At 42.3% G+C, this 20,585-nt stretch carries 21 protein-coding genes; 17 read left to right on the forward strand and 4 right to left on the reverse strand.

The features are described from left to right. Positions 1 to 20: 20 nt before the first annotated feature. Genes BV372_RS27630 through BV372_RS27640 form a run of 3 tightly spaced genes read left to right on the forward strand, consistent with a single transcriptional unit; the run spans position 21 to position 3,504 of the window. Positions 21 to 761 (forward strand): Coq4 family protein, encoded by a 741-nt coding sequence (locus BV372_RS27630; protein WP_086689686.1) that lies wholly within the window; start codon positions 21 to 23, stop codon positions 759 to 761. Beyond that, a complete protein-coding gene (locus BV372_RS27635) occupies positions 758 to 2,518 on the forward strand; it encodes a fatty acyl-AMP ligase (RefSeq protein ID WP_086689687.1) in 1,761 nt (586 codons plus the stop codon). The genes BV372_RS27630 and BV372_RS27635 overlap by 4 nt, the downstream gene beginning before the upstream one ends. 26 nt (positions 2,519 to 2,544) lie before the next feature. Continuing rightward, complete coding sequence (locus BV372_RS27640; protein WP_086689688.1) at positions 2,545 to 3,504, forward strand: acyl-CoA desaturase; 960 nt, start codon at positions 2,545 to 2,547, stop codon at positions 3,502 to 3,504. A 55-nt stretch (positions 3,505 to 3,559) separates the two neighbouring features. On the opposite strand, the gene BV372_RS27645 is transcribed toward BV372_RS27640, so the two are convergent. Then, positions 3,560 to 4,108 carry a hypothetical protein gene (locus BV372_RS27645; RefSeq protein ID WP_143845326.1) on the reverse strand — a complete coding sequence of 183 codons (549 nt, stop codon included), beginning with the start codon at positions 4,106 to 4,108 and terminating at the stop codon, positions 3,560 to 3,562. A gap of 172 nt (positions 4,109 to 4,280) precedes the next feature. On the opposite strand from BV372_RS27645, the gene BV372_RS27650 reads away from it, so the two are divergent. The 13 genes from BV372_RS27650 (at position 4,281) to BV372_RS27705 (ending at position 15,158) form a co-directional block, all read left to right on the forward strand. Continuing rightward, complete coding sequence (locus tag BV372_RS27650) at positions 4,281 to 4,592, forward strand: acyl carrier protein (RefSeq protein ID WP_086689690.1); 312 nt, start codon at positions 4,281 to 4,283, stop codon at positions 4,590 to 4,592. Between the two features lie 43 nt (positions 4,593 to 4,635). Further along, complete coding sequence (locus tag BV372_RS27655) at positions 4,636 to 5,520, forward strand: class I SAM-dependent methyltransferase (protein WP_086689691.1); 885 nt, start codon at positions 4,636 to 4,638, stop codon at positions 5,518 to 5,520. A gap of 116 nt (positions 5,521 to 5,636) precedes the next feature. Next, positions 5,637 to 6,110: a lipocalin-like domain-containing protein gene (locus tag BV372_RS27660; protein WP_218776780.1), complete on the forward strand. Its 474-nt coding sequence runs from the start codon at positions 5,637 to 5,639 to the stop codon at positions 6,108 to 6,110. Continuing rightward, positions 6,094 to 6,969, forward strand: a complete 876-nt coding sequence (locus BV372_RS27665) for an alpha/beta fold hydrolase (RefSeq protein ID WP_086689693.1) — start codon at positions 6,094 to 6,096, stop codon at positions 6,967 to 6,969. Before BV372_RS27660 ends, BV372_RS27665 begins: the two co-directional genes overlap by 17 nt. 153 nt (positions 6,970 to 7,122) lie before the next feature. Beyond that, positions 7,123 to 8,484, forward strand: coding sequence for an NAD(P)-binding domain-containing protein (locus tag BV372_RS27670; RefSeq protein ID WP_086689694.1), 1,362 nt, complete (start codon positions 7,123 to 7,125; stop codon positions 8,482 to 8,484). A 321-nt stretch (positions 8,485 to 8,805) separates the two neighbouring features. Then, positions 8,806 to 11,109: a response regulator gene (locus BV372_RS27675; RefSeq protein ID WP_086689695.1), complete on the forward strand. Its 2,304-nt coding sequence runs from the start codon at positions 8,806 to 8,808 to the stop codon at positions 11,107 to 11,109. Continuing rightward, positions 11,054 to 11,404 carry a hypothetical protein gene (locus BV372_RS35510; protein ID WP_218776781.1) on the forward strand — a complete coding sequence of 117 codons (351 nt, stop codon included), beginning with the start codon at positions 11,054 to 11,056 and terminating at the stop codon, positions 11,402 to 11,404. Before BV372_RS27675 ends, BV372_RS35510 begins: the two co-directional genes overlap by 56 nt. Positions 11,405 to 11,431: 27 nt before the next feature. Next, positions 11,432 to 11,806, forward strand: a complete 375-nt coding sequence (locus tag BV372_RS27680; RefSeq protein WP_256973485.1) for a DUF1772 domain-containing protein — start codon at positions 11,432 to 11,434, stop codon at positions 11,804 to 11,806. Between the two features lie 227 nt (positions 11,807 to 12,033). Beyond that, a complete protein-coding gene (locus BV372_RS27685) occupies positions 12,034 to 12,525 on the forward strand; it encodes a carboxymuconolactone decarboxylase family protein (RefSeq protein ID WP_179198257.1) in 492 nt (163 codons plus the stop codon). An 81-nt stretch (positions 12,526 to 12,606) separates the two neighbouring features. After that, positions 12,607 to 13,017: a hypothetical protein gene (locus BV372_RS27690; protein WP_086689696.1), complete on the forward strand. Its 411-nt coding sequence runs from the start codon at positions 12,607 to 12,609 to the stop codon at positions 13,015 to 13,017. Further along, entirely contained in the window at positions 13,014 to 13,940 is a 927-nt protein-coding gene (locus BV372_RS27695; RefSeq protein ID WP_086689697.1) for an RNA polymerase sigma-70 factor, read from the forward strand. Before BV372_RS27690 ends, BV372_RS27695 begins: the two co-directional genes overlap by 4 nt. Before the next feature lie 21 nt (positions 13,941 to 13,961). Continuing rightward, a complete protein-coding gene (locus BV372_RS27700; protein ID WP_086689698.1) occupies positions 13,962 to 14,645 on the forward strand; it encodes an isoprenylcysteine carboxylmethyltransferase family protein in 684 nt (227 codons plus the stop codon). 222 nt (positions 14,646 to 14,867) lie between these two features. Next, on the forward strand, positions 14,868 to 15,158 hold the full coding sequence (locus BV372_RS27705; RefSeq protein WP_256973486.1) for an HNH endonuclease: 291 nt from the start codon (positions 14,868 to 14,870) through the stop codon (positions 15,156 to 15,158). An 8-nt stretch (positions 15,159 to 15,166) separates the two neighbouring features. Here the strand turns inward: BV372_RS27705 and BV372_RS27710 are convergent, their stop codons facing one another. Beyond that, positions 15,167 to 16,099 carry a GIY-YIG nuclease family protein gene (locus BV372_RS27710; protein ID WP_086689700.1) on the reverse strand — a complete coding sequence of 311 codons (933 nt, stop codon included), beginning with the start codon at positions 16,097 to 16,099 and terminating at the stop codon, positions 15,167 to 15,169. 857 nt (positions 16,100 to 16,956) lie between these two features. Then, positions 16,957 to 17,817 carry an oxidoreductase gene (locus BV372_RS27715; RefSeq protein WP_086689701.1) on the reverse strand — a complete coding sequence of 287 codons (861 nt, stop codon included), beginning with the start codon at positions 17,815 to 17,817 and terminating at the stop codon, positions 16,957 to 16,959. Between the two features lie 485 nt (positions 17,818 to 18,302). Here BV372_RS27715 and BV372_RS27720 point away from each other — a divergent pair, with 485 nt between their 5' ends. Further along, a complete protein-coding gene (locus BV372_RS27720; protein ID WP_086689702.1) occupies positions 18,303 to 18,836 on the forward strand; it encodes a GNAT family N-acetyltransferase in 534 nt (177 codons plus the stop codon). A gap of 127 nt (positions 18,837 to 18,963) precedes the next feature. Here the strand turns inward: BV372_RS27720 and BV372_RS38235 are convergent, their stop codons facing one another. Further along, entirely contained in the window at positions 18,964 to 20,562 is a 1,599-nt protein-coding gene (locus BV372_RS38235; protein ID WP_086689703.1) for an ATP-binding protein, read from the reverse strand. Between the last annotated feature and the right edge of the window lie 23 nt (positions 20,563 to 20,585).

Here is a 20,585-nt window from a genome sequence, read left to right on the forward strand (position 1 = left end):
ATCGCTGGGAGATAAATCAAATGCAAATTTTACAAAATCTCAAAAAAGAGCTAAAAAAACTGATATTCGCCTATCGCTTCATGCGCATTGTCCAACTACCTTACGGTTCTTTTGGTGCTGGTGGCAATTTATCAGATGCAGCAATTGATCCCAAGAGTCTCAATCAAATTGTGCAGTTTCTCTCGCGCACGGAAAGGGGAAGACTTGCTCTTGCTGCGAAACAGCCTATCGGTAAGATAGATTTACAGCAACTCCATCAATTACCTACCAACACCTTGGGCTATATTTACGCCGATCACATGATCAGAAACGGCTTAACTCCGCCTCCAGTGCGTGAGCATACGCCAGATACCTATAGATATTTGTTCAATTATGTGATGGAAACTCATGATATCTGGCACGTGGTTACTGGTAGTAATACAGACAAAGCTGGAGAAATTCAAGTAGAGACATTTTCTTTGACTCAGTTTTATCCTGCTCGTTTTTGGGTGATTTTACTAGCGAAAAATTTCCTCAAAACTGCGATTGAAGATATGGATTTGTGCAGCCAGCATATGGAAGCTTTTGTGCGAGGCTGGATTATGGGACAACAAGCACAACCTTTGTTTGGAGTTCCTTGGAATACATTATGGGAAAAACCATTAGACGAAATTCGTGCCCAGTTGAATATTCGTCCCTACTTAGGTTCGGAAATTGAAGCTGCTATCAAGTGGCAAGGCGAGGAAATTACTGCTAAGTCTGAATTAGTAGGCGTTAAATGATACATATACCAATAGATTCTAGCATCACTACTTTGGTGGATCTCTTGGAGTATAGAGCAACCCATCAGCCGCAGCAAACAGCTTATACTTTCCTTGCAGATGGGATTACCGAAGATAGCAGCTTGACTTATAGGGAATTACATCAAAAAGCGCAGGCGATCGCAGCATATTTGCAAAGCCAAAAAGCTTATCAAGAAAGAGTTTTATTACTTTATCCGCCTGGATTAGATTTTGCTGCTGCTTTTTTTGGCTGTTTGTATGCAGGCGCAGTTGCGGTTCCGGCTTATCCCCCCCGTCCCAATCAATCTATTTCACGACTACAAGCGATCGCGGCTAATGCCCAAGCTAAGATTGCACTTACCACTCAAGCAGTTTTAGCCCATGTCCAGCCACAGTTACAGGAGTTTGCCGATTTGCGATCGCTACAATGGCAAGCTACCGATAATCTAGATTGCAACTGTGATTGGCAAAGAGTCAAAGTCAGTAGTGATACCCTCGCTTTCTTACAATACACTTCCGGCTCCACCTCGACACCAAAAGGTGTAATGATTAGCCACGCTAATTTACTGCACAATTCCTCTTTAATTTATCAATCATTTCAGCATTCTCCCAATAGCCGGGGTGTAATTTGGCTACCTGCTTACCATGACATGGGCTTGATTGGCGGAGTTTTACAACCACTTTACGGTGGTTTTCCCGTGTTTCTGATGCCGCCGATGATATTCTTACAAAAGCCTTTTTACTGGTTACAAGCAATTTCGCGTTATCAAGCAACTACCAGTGGCGGCCCCAACTTTGCTTATGATTTATGTGTGCGTAAAATTACCCCAGAACAACGCGCCACTCTCGATTTGAGTAGTTGGGAAGTGGCTTTTAATGGTGCGGAACCTGTGCGCGCAGAAACAATGGAGCAGTTTGCTACTCTATTTGCACCTTGTGGTTTCCGTCGTGAAGCATTTTATCCCTGCTACGGGATGGCAGAAACTACCTTGATAATTGCTGGGGGAGATAAAAATGCTTTACCAATTGTGGAAAAGGTAGAGGAAAACGCCTTAAAGCAGCATCAAGTTATTCCTAGCAACAATCATCTTGATAGCCAAAATCTTGTTAGTTGTGGTCAAACTTTATCAAATCTGCAAGTTGTCATTGTTAATCCAGAAACTTTAACTCAATGTTCACCCAATGAAGTAGGGGAAATTTGGGTGTCAGGTGCTAGTGTCGCTCAAGGATACTGGAATAATCCGCAAGCAACGAAGGAATATTTCCAAGCATACTTAACAGATAGCCAACAAGGGCCATTTTTAAGGACAGGAGATTTAGGCTTTTTACATCAAGGTGAACTATTCGTTACAGGCCGTCTCAAAGATTTAATCATTATTCGGGGACGCAACTATTACCCCCACGATATCGAATTAACAGTTGCTCAAGCTCACCCATCCCTGAGACTTGGCGGTGGTGCAGCTTTTACCATTGAACGCCAAGATGGAGCGCGATTGGTAATTGTGCAAGAAGTTGAGCGACAATACCTGCGCCACCTTAACGTTGCAGAAGTGGTGGGGAAAATTCGGCAAGCTGTTTTACAGCAGCATGAGTTACAGATTCATACTGTAGCGTTGATTAAAACAGCGACTCTTCCCAAAACTTCTAGTGGTAAAATCCAGCGCTATGCTTGCCGAGAGCAGTTTTTAGCTCAGAAATTAGAGATTTTGCCAAGTTTAGAGCAGAGTCAAAGCGTGAACCATCTTTTATCTGCATAATCGCATCAGTTATTAAAGTTTGGAATATGGAAACTAGTGCTAGCGTTGAATCCGCATCAATTAGTCGTGCTACTGAGCTATTAAAAAAGAAAACGATGAGCAACAGCTACATTAGGTTGTTGCAAAAGCGCCATTTTTTATTGTGTGATGTTCTACCTTTTGTTGGGTTTATTGTAGCGATCGCCTGTTTATGGGGCAAGCCCATCAGTGTAGTTGATATCGCTGTTTTTCTGGGGATGTGGTTTCTCACATCTGTAGGAATTACCGTTGGCTATCACCGCTACTTTACCCACCGCGCTTTTCAAGCACACCCAGTTATCCGCATTCTGCTAGTAATTCTTGGTTCCACGGGTGCAGAAGGCCCTGTTCTTTCTTGGGTTGCTAACCACAGACACCATCATCGCTATAGTGATGAGATTGGGGATACCCATTCTCCTCATTTACATGGTACAGGTTGGAGAAATCAGCTTTATGGATTTTGGCACGCTCATTTGTGGTGGAAGATTGGCTACGATTACCCCAACCCACTTTACTATGCACCGGAACTGCTGCGTGACAAAACAATTTGCAAGCTTAACCAACTGTATTTTGTCTGGGTAATTTTGGGGCTGGTTTTCCCTGCGGTTGTAGCGTTAAGTCTCACAGGAACTTGGAGTGGTGCTTGGCATGGTTTTTTGTGGGGTGGAGTTATTCGCTTATATTTAGGACAGCAAGCGACTTGGTGCATTAACTCTATTTGTCATCTCTGCGGTACTCGTGCTTTTGATACTAAAGAAAAAAGTACAAATAATCTTTGGTTGGCTGTGCCTACTTTTGGCGAATCTTGGCACAACAATCATCACGCTTTTCAAAACTCAGCCAAGTTTGGGCTGAAATGGTGGCAAATTGATATTGGCTATTGGGTAATTGCGAGCTTGCAAAGTCTGGGTTTAGCGTGGGATGTGAATCAACCTACACCTGAAATGATTCAATCAAAAAGCGTGTGAACTGACAAGTCAGCGCTTGCGCGATCGCAGATAAATAGCTCACTTTATTGGATGCCTAATCATAACCGAGAAACCATAGTGCCCCAACTCGCGTTGATGAAATCAATATCACTCCTTCATCCCAGCAATTGCCGACTTTGAATACAGAAAAACTTGTTGCTTCTGAATATGGAAAGTTTGTGCGCCACTTCACATTTGCTAAGAAATGAGAGGGTTCTCCAATGCATTGGAATAATCTTTGCGTAAATTTGAGCGCTTGCTGAATGTTATCGAAGATAGGAGGTTCTCCCATAGCACCTTGAGTTAGTAATTTCACTATTATCCCCTCAGCCTCTTGAAAGCTTAATCTATTCCAAGGTTGGGTTAAATAATTCCCAGATAAATAACGGCTATAAGGTTCACTGAGGCTATCAAAAAACAATCTAGCAAGGGCAAATGGATCTAATACTTCGTGCGAACTCGTATTTGTTCTTATGTCTCTCATGATTAAGAATGCTGTACCAAGCTCCAAAGTGTCATCAGCATACGTTGCCTCGTTGTCAATCACTTGTTGAAGCTGGAGGCATTCTTCAGATAAGCATGGATGAAACTCAAGTTGATGCATTGAACTCATCTTAAATTCAGCAATTTAACGGTACAGTATTCTAACCCTTTCAACCCTGAAGATAAAATTTTTTCAGCTATACTTAGTATTTTTCTCCCCTAGTTCTCCCCGATTTATCTTTAATCTCTAAATTATCAAAGCAATCCTACTGATATTCAATAAGGTTTTCAAGATGGAAATTACCAGCACTATCACCAATAATTCCTTAAACTCTCAAAAAAATACTCTGAATGCAGAGATGATTCAAGAATCGATAGTTGCTTTCATTGCCGAACTTTTAGAAGTTGAGCCACATCAAGTTAATGTTAAAGCTCGTTTTAATGAATACGGTTTAGATTCATTGTCATCAGTCAGTTTGATTTCTCATTTAGAAAGTTTAATCGGAGAGGATTTATCACCTACTTTATTATATGACTTGCCTAGCATTGAAGTTTTGTCACAACGTTTAGCATCTGGCATAACAAAACTCCAAATTGCTCTCTAGTTTGTCTACAAATATCAATTAATTATAAATAGCAACAAACATCATGACTACTGCAAAAACTTTGACACCTGGCGCTTCGCATCAAGCAATACAACACCATTACGATGTCGGTAATGATTTTTATCAACTTTGGCTAGATAGTACTATGACTTATTCTTGCGCTATCTGGGAAGAAGGCGAACCAGAAGAAGCGCTAGAATTAGCTCAAATTAGAAAAGTTGATTTTCATATCAATCAAGCCAAAGCAAAAAATGCTAAGCGTGTTTTAGATATAGGTTGTGGTTGGGGAACAGTACTCAAACGTTTAGTAGATGTGCATGGAGTTGAGCAAGCTGTAGGACTGACATTAAGTGAAGCTCAAAAAGATTGGATTTCTGCTAACAACCATCCTCAAATTGAGGTTAATCTAGAAAGCTGGTTAAACTATTCACCAACACAGCCTTTTGATGCAATTATTTCTATTGGTGCTTTTGAACATTTTGTCAAGCCAGAATTATCCAGCAATGAAAAAATTGATGTTTATCGTACCTTCTTTAATCGCTGTCATGAATGGTTAAATCCAGGCGGTTCGATGTCTATTCAAACTATTGCCTATGGTAAAAGAAAACCAGAAGAGGTACAAAAAACTTTAGGCGCTCAGTTTGCCAATCAAGAAATATTTCCCGAATCTGATTCCCCGCGACTCACAGAAATTACCGCCGCCGCAGAAGGTATTTTTGAAGTAATTACAGTTCGCAACGATCGCCTAGATTATGTCCGCACTCTCCAAGCATGGTTAACTAACTTAAGAAGCAAGCGTACAGAAGTTATCAATTTGGTTGGCAAAACTGTTTTTGAGCGCTACGAACGTTATCTATATCTGGCACTTCTTGGGTTTTTAACTGGAGATTTACTACTTTTACGGTTAACTTTTCGTCGCATTGATTAAAACATCTAGATTGTCATTTGTCATTGGTCATTGGTCTTTTGTAATTACAAACGATTATTGATGGGTATTCCCTTCTGCCTCCTGCCTTCTGCCTTATTAATAAAATGTTCAACAAAATGCAAAATAATCTGGTAGGTACTTGGAAACTTCTTAGCTGTGAAACTAGAACTGCAAATGGGCAAGTTTTTTATCCTTTAGGAGACAACCCCAGTGGCTACATTATTTATACAGAAAATGGTTACGTTTCAGTAGCCATGATGAGAGCGAATCGTCCTCAATTTCAAGCAGGAGATATTGCTGCCGGCACTGTTGAAGAAAAAGTGGCTGCTGCTGACAGTTACATTTCTTATTGTGGAACTTATGAAATTCAAGACAATCAAGTTATTCATCATGTGGAAGTGAGTTTTTTCCCGAACTGGGTAGGTGTAAATCAAGTCCGCTTTGTTAAATTAAATGGCGATATACTGAATTTAAGTACACCTCCTATGCTCGTCAACGGCATTGAAATTGTTGGTAGCTTAATTTGGCAACGTGTAGGTAACATAAAGCCAGAAAAAGAATTACTTACCTCCCATGCCACAGTACATTGAAGTTGGCGAACATCGATTAATAGCATTAGGCGCAAATCAAAATCAACTAGGAATACCAATTATTTTTCTGCATGGAATAACGCTGTCTGCTAACTTTTGGACACCCAATTTACCACCTATAGTTAGAGAAAATCTACCTTGGTATTCCCTCAGTTTACCTGGTCATTATCCAGACTTCTATCAACCTGAGTTATTAACAGCAGATATGCTAGCCGACATCCTCATGAGTGCAATTCAGAAGTTGGTAGGTAAGCAACCAGTTGCTTTAGTTGGCTACTCAACAGGTGGGTTTGCTGCTTTAAACCTCGCGGCTCATTTTCCCAACCAAATCAAAGGTATTTTCTGCATTTCTGGTTTTTCTCAAGGACAATGGCAAGGTTTATTGGGATGGTTGCAAAGACTATCGCAAAGCGGTGCAATGGGTAAGTTACTTTGTAAAATCCTCTGCAAAGCGTTCATGCTCAATCAAGCCTTCTACAAGTTAGGGTGTAGTATGAACGCAGGCGATCGCCAAGCTTATTGGAATGCACCTACTCTACAAACAACAGTTGACGCAGTGTATCCAGATGTCATCAAACACAATCTCAACAATCTTGTTGACTTATTTGATTGGTTTGCAAATATGGATATTAGCCATCTGCTATCCAAAATTCAAGTCCCTACGCTGATTTTGAGTGGCGATCGCGATCCAATTATCCCTCTTACACAAGCAAAATTCATTGCTAGCCAAATTCCTGACGCTGAACTAATTGTATTGCAGGGTATGGGTCATATGTTTTTTGCCGAGCGATCGCCTGCTTACCAAAATCTTTTGACAAGTTGGATAATAGAAAAAAAGCTATATATTCCTAAGCAATAACTATTTATCTCAAATCGCTTTCATAGGTCGTATTTTTTACGAACCGCAGAGTACGCAGAGAGAAGTTGCGTGCGCGGGTTCCCCGCGTTGAGCAAACTTCGGGAGAACGCAGAGAGAGAAAAGTTTAATAAAAAATTTTGAGGATTTAATATTATGACTATCGATCGTGTTTGTATTATTGGTGCTGGTTCATCTGGAATTGCTGCTGCTAAAATTTTGCATGAGCGCGGAATAGCCTTTGACTGCTTTGAAAAAGGTTCTGGGATTGGTGGTAACTGGCGCTACATGAATGATAACGGGATGTCTTCAGCTTATAAATCCTTGCATATCAATTCATCTAAGGGACAGATGTCCTATTCTGATTTTCCCATGCCGGAGGACTACCCGCAGTATGCCAATCATAGCCAGGTTCTCAAATATTTCGAGTCTTATGTTGACCATTTTGGATTTCGAGACAAAATTACTTTCAACACAGAAGTTTTCCGTGTCTCGCCAGTTGGCGATGGTACTTACGATGTCACTATCAAAAATGCCAACGGGGAACGAACCCAGCGCTATGGCGCAGTAATCGTTGCCAATGGTCATCACTGGTGCCCAAATTTGCCTAAATTTCCTGGAGAATTCACGGGGAAAACAATGCACACCCATGACTATAAAACTCCAGAAGGGATGGATGACAAAAATATCTTAGTTGTTGGTGTTGGTAACTCAGCCTGTGATATCGCCTGTGAGACTTCACGGGTGGCGAATCAAACTTATCTCTCCACTCGTCGCAGTGCTTATGTTTTACCAAAGTACATTTTAGGCAGAACTCTTGATAGTTATCTCACACCTTTGTTTTTTGCGTTGCCATTACCTTTACGGCGATTATATGGTCAAATCCTTTTGTATCTAGCTCGCGGCTCTCAAACTGCCTATGGTTTCCCCAATCCTACCCATAAGTTCTTGGGCGAACATCCAACCATCTCCTCAGAATTACTGAATTTTGTTGGTTACGGTAGAGTAAAAATTAAACCAAACATCAAAGAACTTGCAGGCGATCGCGTAATATTTGAAGATGGTACAGAACTGCCAATAGATATCATTATTTACGGTACGGGTTATAAAATTGCTTTTCCGTTTTTTGAAAAGGACTTCATTAATCCCCAAGACAATGAATTTCCCCTGTACAAGCGAGTTGCACACCCAGAACATCCAAATCTTTACTTTATTGGTCTTTTGCAACCCATAGGTGCAATTATGCCTTTAGCTGAGTGGCAATCTAAGTGGATCGCTGAAGTCATAGCCGGAAACATCAGTTTACCTAGTAAAGAAGCGATGTTACGGCATATAGAAAAAGCACAAATACTGATGCAAAAACAGTATGTCAATTCCAAGCGACATACAATGCAGGTAGATTTTTGCCCTTACATTGATGAAATTAAACAAGAGATGAGAAGGGGACGCAAACGCAGACATAATAATTTACGTTCTCTGTTGTCTGGCGATCGCAGTGTAGCAGCACGAATGGCATGATATCATGTCCGGTTGAACACTTGAGATTGCTTCCCTACGGGAACGCTCCACTCGCGGTGGACATATCGCAACTAATTTAGCGGATATGGTATGAGAGTTAGTTTTTAAATTTTACTTACTTCAGCAAAATTTGCTACCTAGAACCCCGACTTCTTTAAGTTGGGGATTTAATGCAGTGTAACGCACCGCTATACATAAAACTACAAGCGATCGCCAAAGCTTTAAAGTACAAAATAACCAATAGATATTATTATTGACGATACAACTCATAGGTGCATCGAAAGAAAAGATACTAACTCAAGTTATTTGAAGAATAGTTGAATGAAAATCTTGCTGATCGAAGATGATGAGGTTTTAGTAAATATCTTATTGAATTCTCTGACTCAACAACACTATGTGGTTGATATCGCCCAAGATGGATATGCTGGTTGGGAATATACTCAAAGTTATAACTACGATTTGATATTAATAGATGTGGGATTGCCTAAACTGGACGGTATTAGTTTATGTCACCGCTTACGCTCCAGTGGCAATTCTACTCCGATCCTGTTAATGACAGCAAAAGATGCAACTAGCGATCGCATTCGCGGACTTGATGCTGGCGCAGATGACTATCTCATTAAACCTTTAGATTTAGGAGAACTGCAAGCCAGGGTAAGGGCGCTGTTACGTCGGGTTGATACTCCACTTTCCTTAGTATTAGAAATTGGGGGATTGCGGCTCGATCCAAGTAGTTGTCAAGTAACATTTAACAGCCAATTATTAGATTTAACACCCAAAGAATACAGCCTCCTAGAGCTTTTTATCCGCAATCCTTCACGGGTTTTCAGCCGGGGGAATATTATCGAGCATCTCTGGACTTTTGACGATCCACCTCAAGAAGAAAGTGTAAAATCGCACATTAAAGGTTTACGACAAAAGTTGAAAGCAGCCGGAGCAGTAGATTGGATTGAAAACGTTTATGGTTTGGGATATCGATTAAAGCCTTTTGTGAAAGAAGAAAAGCACAAGGGGAGTAGGGGAGAAAAAGAAAAATTCCCAATTCCCAATTCTAGTATTGAACAGCAGTTCAACCAGGCAATGAGTGGGTTGTGGAGTCAATATGAAGGGCTGATGCTGCAACGGATAGCGGTACTGCAACAAGCCGCAGCTGCACTCTCTAGCAATTTAACTCAGGAGTTACGTCAATCCGCAGAAAAAGAGGCACACAAGCTAGCTGGTGTCTTGGGAATGTTTGAGCAAGAAACTGGTACTCAGATAGCGCGGGAAATTGAACAGATTCTCAGCAAAGATGGAGACTTGTCTCCAGCCCAAAAAAGTCAGTTGCGATCGCAAATTCAAGAATTGGGTAACTTAATCAACTTGATGGGGCAAAAGGTCAATCCAACTAGCACTTTGATTGCAGAAGAAATTAGTACGCGATTGCTATTAATTGACCCCAATCCCCAACTGGGTTTTCAGTTACAACAACTCGTTCAGAATTTAGGAATCAGCTGGCAGCAAATTACAAAGTTAGAGGATGCAAAAAAATTACTGCAAACTACATCACCCGATTTAGTAGTGCTAAATGTAGGCGAAGTGGGATGTCGGCAAGAAAGTTTGGCACTTCTATCAGATTTAGCAACCCGTACTCCTTCTATACCCGTTCTTGTACTAGCTGCTGCTGATGAACTAGTAGAACGCGTGACTTTGGCTCAGTATGGGGCACGGGGCTTTTTGGCCAAGCCTGTAACAGCTGCTCAGATTTGGGATAGTTCATCTCTACTATTACAGCGTACCCATTCTCTGCGAGTAAATATATTAGTAGTCGATGACGATCCTGTGGTTTTAGCCGCATTGCGCCCCATGTTAGAACCTTGGGGTATGCGGATTACAGGATTGGATGAGCCACTGCGTTTCTGGGAGGTACTGCAATCTACCACGCCAGATTTGTTGATTTTGGACGTAGAGATGCCTCAGATAAGTGGAATAGAACTGTGCCAAGCAGTTCGCACCGATCCCCAATGGCAGGAATTACCGATTGTGTTTCTCACCGCACACCGCGACATAGAAACCGTGCAGCAGGTGTTTGCTGTTGGGGGAGATGACTATGTAGTTAAACCTGTCGTAGGGGCAGAACTTTTGGCACGAATTACCCATCGCCTAGAACGCAGACGCTTGCTCCAGTCTCTCTCTACCAAAGACCCTCTAACCGGACTAGCAAATCAGTTAAAGTCTAGCTACGACTTGCAGCAGTTGCTCGTTCAAGCACAGAAACATCAACACTCGTTTTGCTTGGTGATATTGAGTGTGACTGATTTACGCCAAATTAATAGCAAGTACGGTCATGAAACTGGTAACCAAGTATTGCAACGATGGAGTCGTCTATTGCAATCAGCATTTTGCAGTGGTGAAGTTCTAGGTTATTGGGGTAATGGAGAATTTGTAGTAGGCGTTCCTGGTTTAACAAAAACAGAAGTCAAAGACCGCCTTGGTAACATTTTAACTACCCTTCGCCAGCAAATATTCACAGATCCTTCAGGCGATCGCTTTCAAGTAGCTTGCAATTTTGCTGTGGTTGAGTATCCCAATGATGGACACAATATTCAATCTTTATATCAAGTTGCCATTGGTCTATCGCATTAATGTTGGTGAGTTCGTAGTTACTAGCGGGGTAAGAAATCCGGCATTAGCGCCATCATACTACGATGCGATCAAATATACTGCTCAATTAATTCTTGTCGTTGTTTTGGAGTTAGCGATCGCCAGCTTGCTCATCTGTAACTGTTGTCACTCCGTCTGGACTAATGGGTTGGTTAATTCAGTGGCATCGGGGAAATCGATGTTTCAACCAGGAAGAACTGTCAACACTTATACACGAAGCAGGGCTGACTCAGCTTCAGTTTGTTCCGTTCCCCGTTGGGTTTGCTCGCTTCACTAGCATTGCTTGTATTGGCTTTAAGAGGTCATGATGTTTCTAAAAATTTGGCGGTTGCTAACACTCATCCTCGTGGCGCTATTTATGGGATTGGAGTTCGCCCATACTTTAGAACTGCCTGCCAAAATGCAGTACGATGGGGCGCTGTACGTGACGATTCAGAATAGCCTCTACCGTTATTTTGGTGCGCCAGGGCCAGGTGCGTTGATTACCGTGGGTGCAGTCCTGTGGGCGATCGCACTCACGGTTCTGGTGCGAAAACACCGCTCTGCTTTTTGGTGGACATTGGCAGCTACAGTGTGTCTTTTGATCGCTTTTCCCCTGATCTATTTTCTACGGATTGAGCCTGTCAATGTCGCGATCGAACAGGCCAATGCAGGTTCAGTCCCAACCGATTGGCAATAGTTAAGGAACTAGTGGGAATACGCTCATGCCACAAACTTTGGTTTGAGTTTAGCTGGCTTCAGTGCAATTGTAATGTCTATCCTTGTTGATTTGCCTGGGCATAAAAACTAAACCTGGGCTTATGTAACGCGATCGCTAATTCGCTAATTTTATTTCTTTCATCTGTCACAACCAACAACACTAATTCGTCTAATAAGCGAACACCTATTTTAGGAAGAGGTTGAAAGATGCAAAGCCGAATGGAACTTAGGGTTGAATCTCCTGCTTACCGAGCGATGCTTCAACTAGAAGGGTATGTCCGAAGTAGTGGCATTAACCCGACGCTACTGGAACTGATTAAAATTCGCGCATCACAAATCAATGGCTGTGCGTTTTGCATCGATATGCACACCAAAGATGCCAGACTCAACGGTGAAACTGAACAAAGAATCTACGCCCTCAATGCTTGGCGAGAAACACCATTTTTTACAGATGAGGAACGGGCAGTTCTGGCGTTCACAGAAGCCGTTACCTTGATTGCAACTAATTCAGTTTCTGATGAAATTTACGACGAAGTGAGCCGTTATTTTAGTCCCGATGAAATTGCTAACCTGCTGATGGCGATCGTCACGATTAACAGTTGGAATCGCATTGCCATTACGACCCGAATAATTCCGGGTAGCTATGAGCCGGGAGCATTGCAGCACAACAAAGGTGTTCCTGAAAAAGTTTCTGTGTAGACTCTTTGGGAGAGTGAAAGCCTTGATTGTACTCTCCCAATATTGATGAATATATAGTCAATCGGCAAGAGAGAAGTAAATATGCGCTCAATTACTCATTATGGAACTACCATTGTATTGCTCCACGCAGTCATAGTAGCACTGCACGGTTTAGCTCACGATAAAATTCCTGTTCATCTTTCTTCACTCCAAAGTCTGTTTGTCGGTTCTACGATCGTGGTAGCTCCAATCGCCGCCATGATTTTACTTTGGACACCATTTCAACAGACTGGTAGCTGGCTGTTGCTGAGTTCAATGGCTGGTGCAATGCTGTTTGGTCTTTATCATCATTTCATAGCGAGCGGAACCGATCGCATCTACCAAATTCCCTTTGCAGGTTGGGGTGTGCTTTTCGACATCACGGCGATTTTTCTATTCCTAACCGAAGGACTCGGATGTGTAATCGGTGCGTGGGCAGTAAGCACTCTACGGCGAAGAGAGCAGTTTTTATGAGTCATCTCGAAACCTTTAACGAGCATCGTTCGTTATTATTCGCCATCGCCTACCGGATGTTAGGAACGGTTACTGATGCCGAAGACATGGTACAAGAAACCTTCCTGCGCTGGCAGCAAACAGCCCAAGCAACGGTGAAATCTGCCAAAACCTATCTGGCAACCATTATCACCCGTCTGTGCATCGATCATCTGCGTTCAGCCCGCGTGCAACGAGAACAGTATGTAGGACCGTGGCTACCCGAACCACTGATGACTGAACAAACCACCGATCCAGCAGTTTCTTTAGAATTGGCAGATTCGCTTTCGATGGCATTTTTAGTTGTTCTAGAACGCTTATCGCCGATTGAACGAGCAGTATTTCTTTTGCGAGAAGTGTTTGACTATGACTATGAAGAAATTGCCCAGATGGTAGGGAAAAGCCCGGCTAACTGCCGTCAAATCCTCAGGCGATCGCGCCAGCATATTAGCGATCGACGTCCCCGCTTTCCCGTTTCTGATCAGCAACAAGAGCAAATCACAGCGCAATTTGTGAAGGCTTCCAGCCAAGGCAATTTACAAGGTTTGCTGACGCTTTTGGCAAAGGATGTTACCTACTGGTCTGATGGCGGTGGAAAAGTTTCTGCTGCTCTCAAACCGCTACAGGGAGCGATGAAAGTAGCTCGATTTCTGCTGGCACTTCGCAGCAAATGGCTTTCGACATCGGTTACTCACATCGCCGAGATCAATGGGCAACCTGGTATAATTTTGTTTGTCAATGGTTGCATTCATAGCGTGACAACGTTTGAAATTGTGGATGGCTACATTCAATCTGTCTACACAATGAGGAATCCAGAGAAGTTGAAGCGAATCGATGAAAAGCTCAACTGCCAGAGTCCACAGATGAATTCAAAACCGATCTCCTCAGAAAAGTTACCGACGTAAAGACATAGAGGTGATGCGAGCGTGTTCATTTTCAAGATTTTGACCGCACTCATTTGGAATATTGTTATCTTCGGTGGTTTACTATTCTTGCCAGCAGGAACGTTGAACTGGTGGCGTGCCTGGGTATTTCTCGGTGTTGTCGTTGTTTGCACTGTGGCAACGATGGTTGCTGTCTTTCGCGAGGATGACGAATTATACAAGGAACGCCTGAAACCACCCATCCAAGAGGGACAACCCCTGGCTGACAAAATTCTCGCCAGCATAACGATCGCAACATTCCTGGGTTTGACTGCCTTCATTCCCCTGGATGTGTTCCGATTTCATCTGTTTGCTCAACCAAGTGCGCTTGCTTCGGTACTGGGATTGGTAGTGTATGTCATTGGTTGGTGGATGATCTCTCTGTCCTTTAAGGCAAATACCTTTGCGGCCACTGCGGTCAAACATCAGGCAGACCGACAACAAACAGTGATTGATACGGGAGTTTACAGCGTTGTGCGGCATCCCATGTATGCAGGTGCTGTTCTGGTAATGGTTGGTATGCCCCTGTGGTTAGAATCCTACGCGGCGGCTCTACTAGCGATCGTTCCCATTACAATCCTGGTTGTACGGATTCAATTTGAGGAGCAATTTTTGCGGCAAGAACTCAAGGGCTACGACAGCTACACCCAAAGAGTTAGGTATAAGTTGTTGCCATATCTCTGGTAAGTGGTGAATGCTGGAATCATTATTATTTTCTCAACTTACAAAAAAGTTAGGGCGTGTCATCAGTTAAGCCAAATCACAGTCGCAGCGAGGTAAATTGCACCGAGAAATTTGAATTTGCGCTTGGCATAAAGCTTCAGCTTTTGAAAAGGCACAGGGCGAGCGCGTGCAGAATGTGTTTAGTGATAGCTATCCTATTAGATAGGGTTGAGTTTTAGCAATCAAGTGTCCCATAACCAACAAGAGCAATGTGAACTGTGCCACAGAGAGATGGAACATTTAACTGTCCATCACTTAGTTCCGCGACAACATAGCAAACGCAAGAAACAAGAGCCAGGAGAAACAATAAATATCTGTTCTGCCTGTCATCGCCAGATTCATGTTTTATTCGACAATAAGCTACTTGCTAAAGAACTCAATAGTCTAGAAAAACTCAGCAATGAACCGCAAATACAAAAATTCTTGGCGTGGGTAAGAAAGCAAGATCCAGGTAAGCGAATTTCAGTCCATCGCTAAACAGAAAATTACACGGCAATTTTAATTAGGCGCGAATTCTCTTGAAGAATATCTATTTCTACTTGAGAAAGCGATTTAGGCTGCATTTGTTCTAAATCGCTCAGGACGATTTTGATCTCTTTTGTATCAAATTTATAGTACTCAGTTAAACTTCCGATGGGATAATTAAATTCCTGATAGCGGTGTTTAAAATACAGTTCAACATTTCCTCGGTGCTGCCAAATACCTAATACCTTAATTACAACAGTTTGATAGTGTCTAAGTAAATCTATTTCTACTTCTGCTAGTCGATTTACAATGGGTCTTTGGGTGACTCCTATTTTGTACAAAGTGCCTTTATTAGTTTGAATCTCTAAAAAATAGAGTATGCAAGATAATATACGTTTAAGTTGAGCGCGATACAGCCTTAAATCAGTAAGTCGATATGCTAAATCAGAGGACTTTTTGTGTTTGGCGTGTTCAAAATCTAGCTCCAATTTCAGCAGCCTTTTAAGTAATAGCGGCTCTTGTACTTGATTAAAGTGTATCAACTCTAGTGCTCGAACAGGAATCTTACCTAAATTGCTGAATTCATACGCAGATGGAACTGTGTAAACATTTTTATGCAGCACACCTGCTTTGATTAAACTAGGAAAAACTAAATGATAATCAATTGGATAATTTTTGGAACCATACTCTTGCCACAGCAGTTTTAACTGTGCCAAATCCTTACCTGATAGCTGAATGTTAAAATTGTCATACAGTGGCAGAGTTGGAAATTCTCGATTAGCTACGGGGCGGCAAGTTTCTGCATTATGAGCGAAATGATGTTCTTTCACCTTGCCTTTCTTAGCGATTAAACCACCCTGACAATAAGGACACTTGAGTAAAGTTTTACCCCTAGTTATATCGTCAATACACACTAGTTGTTCTTCTTCATCTACACCATATTTTAACCACATTGTTACACGATGATTTAAGGTAAAAGTTGCTCTTACCAGTGTGCTTCAACTTTTTTAAAATGTCTCTATCTTTTGGCTAAAAACATATACCCAAATTTAGTATTGATTTGAGAAATTTAAGCGCAATTAAGCAAAATAATGCATCTTGATATATGCTTAATTGTTCAGTAATAAGTAGTTAAACATAATTAATTACACAAAGTCATTGCAAATGCAGCGTTCGCGTTGGCGTAGCCTCTCGTAGAGAAGCGTTCCCGTTCGCTCGCAATGACTGTAATTAATTTTGCGTGGTTACTTACTGATGCTTGTGTACGATTAAATAGACCAAGGTAAAATTTTACTTTAACTCAAGTCTCAAGCAAGTCGCCCAAACTGCTCATATTTGTCTGACACAAAAATGCCCCGATAGCTCGGGGCTAAAAAGTCAGAAGTTAATATCAAACCTATGGTTGCAATGTTAGCGCTAGCCTCGATTGTAAAAACCTTTCAAAGGTTGGAATAATCTTTAAAGAAATATTGTAATAATTAATACAAACTAAGCGACATGGCAGTGACAGTTGAGCCAGTGTATGGTTTTGGGAATCTTCGGATTATTTGGCTTGATAAAGGGTAGCGATCGCTCGACATCAATCAAAGTGCTTTTGCAGTTACTGCTTCTAAAGCTTTCTCTAAATCACTAGTGTACTCCAAACAGCGATCGCGGATCGTTAGCTGTTGTGATTAGAAACAACTTAAATTAGAAAGTTTCAGTCCCCTTGCGGGGTGGGATGACAGAGAAACCTGCGATCGCTTTGGGTTGCTATAGCAGAATCAATTTTTTTGTTTTTCTGCACTGATATGTTGGTCGGCTTGTTGTCTTAAACGCCACCAATTGGGGTGACTACTGCCTCTTCATAGGCGGTATTAATTCCGATTTCTTTCCATTCTTCAAATTCCTGGCGTTCTGCCGTCCGCTTTTGTTCCCACAAACCGTAAGCGTCCGAGCCAAGCATTAGTCTCAATGGCGGATTTTGAGATTCAACAGCTTGAATTATCGCCTGTGCTGCCTTTTTCGGGTCGCCTGGCTGTTTGCCGTTGTTACCGTAGAGATATTCTCGAATCGGCTCGATTACCGCTTTGTAATCATCAATTTCCGTTTCCGGCTGCATATTGGCATCTCCCGCGAAGTTAGTACGAAACGCGCCCGGCTCGACAATCGTTAGGTTAATACCAAGTGGTTTAACTTCATCACGCAAGCCTTCAGCAAAACCTTCGACCGCAAATTTCGTCGCGCAGTAGAGCGCGAATCCACCCATCGAAGCTAAACCACCGATGGAAGTAATATTGACAATATGACCAGATTTTTGGCGACGCATTACGGGTAAGACTGAGCGTGTCATTTCGATGACGCCGAAGCAGTTAACTTCAAACTGTTTTCTGATCTGCTCGGATGAAAATCCTTCTAAAGCACCAAGAGAACCTTGCCCTGCATTGTTAACTAAAACGTCAATGCGCCCAAAGCGTTCGATGGCGGCTTGAACTGCTGCAAGTCTATCTTGGGCGTTAATTACATCTAGCCGAACGGCGATTGCATTCTCCTGGTTTGCTTGTGCCAATTGAGCAATTTGCTCGGGTTTTCGTGCTGTCAACACAACTTTGTCGCCACGCTCTAAAACTGCTTCTGCTAGGGCGCGACCGAATCCCGTTGATGTTCCGGTGATCAAATAAACTTTGCTCATAGAACTTTCAAGAGTTAGTGGTTTTTGGGTAAGTGCAAACAAAGGTATTGTCAAATTAAGCCGAATGAAGGTCAAGCAGCTAATATCTGTCTTTCGGTAGAAATTTAGGCTTGATGAGTTAGTTTTTGATGCTGCACAGATGCAAAGGCGAGCGCAGTGCTACTAACTTTGAGCTAATTGTTTTATCAGTTAAAGAAGGTTTTCTTTAATTTGTCCAAGTGCGACTGATGCAGAGGTTTGATCTAGCACCAGACAATCAAGACGAATGGCACTATTAAACAGCAACGAAAACAGAAACTTAAGTTAATGGTCGCACCTCTCCCTCAGCAAAAGCCAAAAGCAAGATTCTGACCAATTTATTTCAACTAACTTCTCAAAGACGCTTGGCAACTGTCTTACAGACTTAAATTGCCACCAATGCTGTACGATAATACGGTAAATTGTTAGGCGGTCTAGTGCCAGAATCAGTACTGCTGGAGTTTGCCATGATTCGACCGATCACGCCCGATGATACAGACGCGCTGATAGCCCTGTCCGACGCGACCGGCCTGTTCGGATCGAAAGAGCTTGAGGAACTGGTCGAAGTGCTGTCTGACTACTTCGGTGGTAACATCGACCGCGATCACTTCTGGATCACTGATGATGATGATGGGCTGGTGGGGGTTGCGTACTATGCGCCGGCTCCGATGACCGATGGCACGTGGTACCTGTACTTAATCGCCGTCCGACCTGACTGCCAGGGGCAAGGACGTGGTACAGCAATGCTGCGCTACGTTGAGCAAGCGTTGACGGCGCGAGGCGAGCGTGTGCTGCTGGTGGAAACGTCGGGGATGGAGAGCTTCGAGCGCACACGGGCTTTCTACCGCAAGTGCGGTTACGACGAGGAAGCGCGAATCCGCGACTACTACAAAGCTGGCGATGACAAGATCGTTTACCGTAAGGTACTGGCCGCTCCTGTACTGGTTGTTAATAACGATACGGAAGCTTTAGCCAATGCCAGCAGTAATCCTATCTCGTAACTTAGGTTTCTAGTAAAAGTTATTAATTCTTAAGGTACCTACTTTTTATATGTTTTCCACAGGTGTTCTCCAAGCCAATAGGCTTTGATGAACTTACTGAGCATTTTGTGATTGTTTATATTTTTAGCTACACAGAGTTTAGTTGTAAAATCGGAATCTCAATTATCAACTTCGCTCCCGCTGCTGGCGATGAAATACATCTTAAACTACCCTGATGTTTCTCTTTGATAATTTGATAGCTAATCGACATCCCTAAACCAGTTCCCTTGCCTACTGGTTTGGTTGTAAAGAAGGGGTCAAATAGACGCTGTTGAATTTCTGGAGACATTCCCGGCCCATTGTCAGCAATCTCAATGGTAATCCAATCTGAGTTAAGTAACTTGGTGCTAATGGTGATTTGTGGATGAGCGCACTGACTACTGATACATGATTTCTCCAAAGCATCGATCGCATTAGTGATGATATTCAAAAACACTTGGTTGAGTTGACCGACATAACACTCAACTAAAGGGAGTTGACCGTACTGTTTAATAATTTGAATAGGCGGATACTCAGGTTTAGCTTTGAGGCGATTTTGTAAAATCATTAAGGTACTATCAATGCCGCTATGAATATCTACGGCTTTGATTGCAGCTTCATCCAAGCGTGAGAAGTTCCGCAACGACAGTACAATATCACGAATGCGGTCGCTGCCAATTTTCATGGAATCTAGCATTTTATCTAAATCTTCAGTAATAAACTCTAACTCAATTGCTACCATTGCTTTTTGAATCATTGGTGTTGGTTGAGGGTATTGTTCTTGGTAAAGTTGCAGCAGTCCTAGCAATTCTTGAACATATTCTTTTGTATGGCTGATATTGCCACTGATGAAGTTAATGGGGTTGTTAATTTCGTGAGCCACACCCGCTACTAATTGACCTAGAGAAGACATTTTCTCACTTTGAATCAGTTGCGCTTGGGTTTGTTTTAATTGTTGGAGCGTTTCTTCTAGTTGTTGATTTTTTTGAATTAATTCCTTTTCCCGCTGTCGCAAAGCTGTTTCTGCTTTCTTAACCGCAGTAATATCTAAACCCATTTCCACAACCATTGATTCACCATTCATATCCAGAAACGGATAATCATAAATCTGATAAACATTACCTGTTTTATGATCTATCCATTCCCAGAGTTGCGGAGCATTAGTATCAAAAACGCGAAATGTAGGACAGACTGGGCAGGGTTGTTTCAGTCCCGCGATCGCCTCATAACAACGTTTGCCTGTAGGATCTCCGAATACCTCTCGGAAGCGTTGGTTATAAAATCCCATCCCATAATCCTTGGGTTGCAGATAAAGGAAAGCTGGTAACTGATTCAGCAGATTGTAAAGGCTTTGGCGTTCAGTTTGAAATGCCTCTATTTGTCGCATTTGTTGATTGATGTCTTTGGCTACTGCATAGATGAGTCCATTATCGGAAGTTGAAAGACTCCAAGACAGCCACCGATAACTACCATCTTTGTGGAGATAACGGTTGTCCCAGCGCAACTTTTGCTGTGGTTCAGTTGGTAGTTGAGTAGCTGTAATATCTTCTGGATGCACTAACGCCGACCACGGATGCCCGATTAAGTTTTCCGCTTTCCGGCCCAATACTAGTTCACAGGCTGGATTCAGTTGCTTATAACAACCATCCTGCCCAATAATACAGAAAAGGTCAGATGAAAGGTTGAAAAAGTCTGCCAGATCAAACACAGTAATTTCATAAAGAATATTTA

The sequence above is a fragment of the Nostoc sp. T09 genome (assembly GCF_002154695.1).
GTDB lineage: Bacteria > Cyanobacteriota > Cyanobacteriia > Cyanobacteriales > Nostocaceae > Aulosira.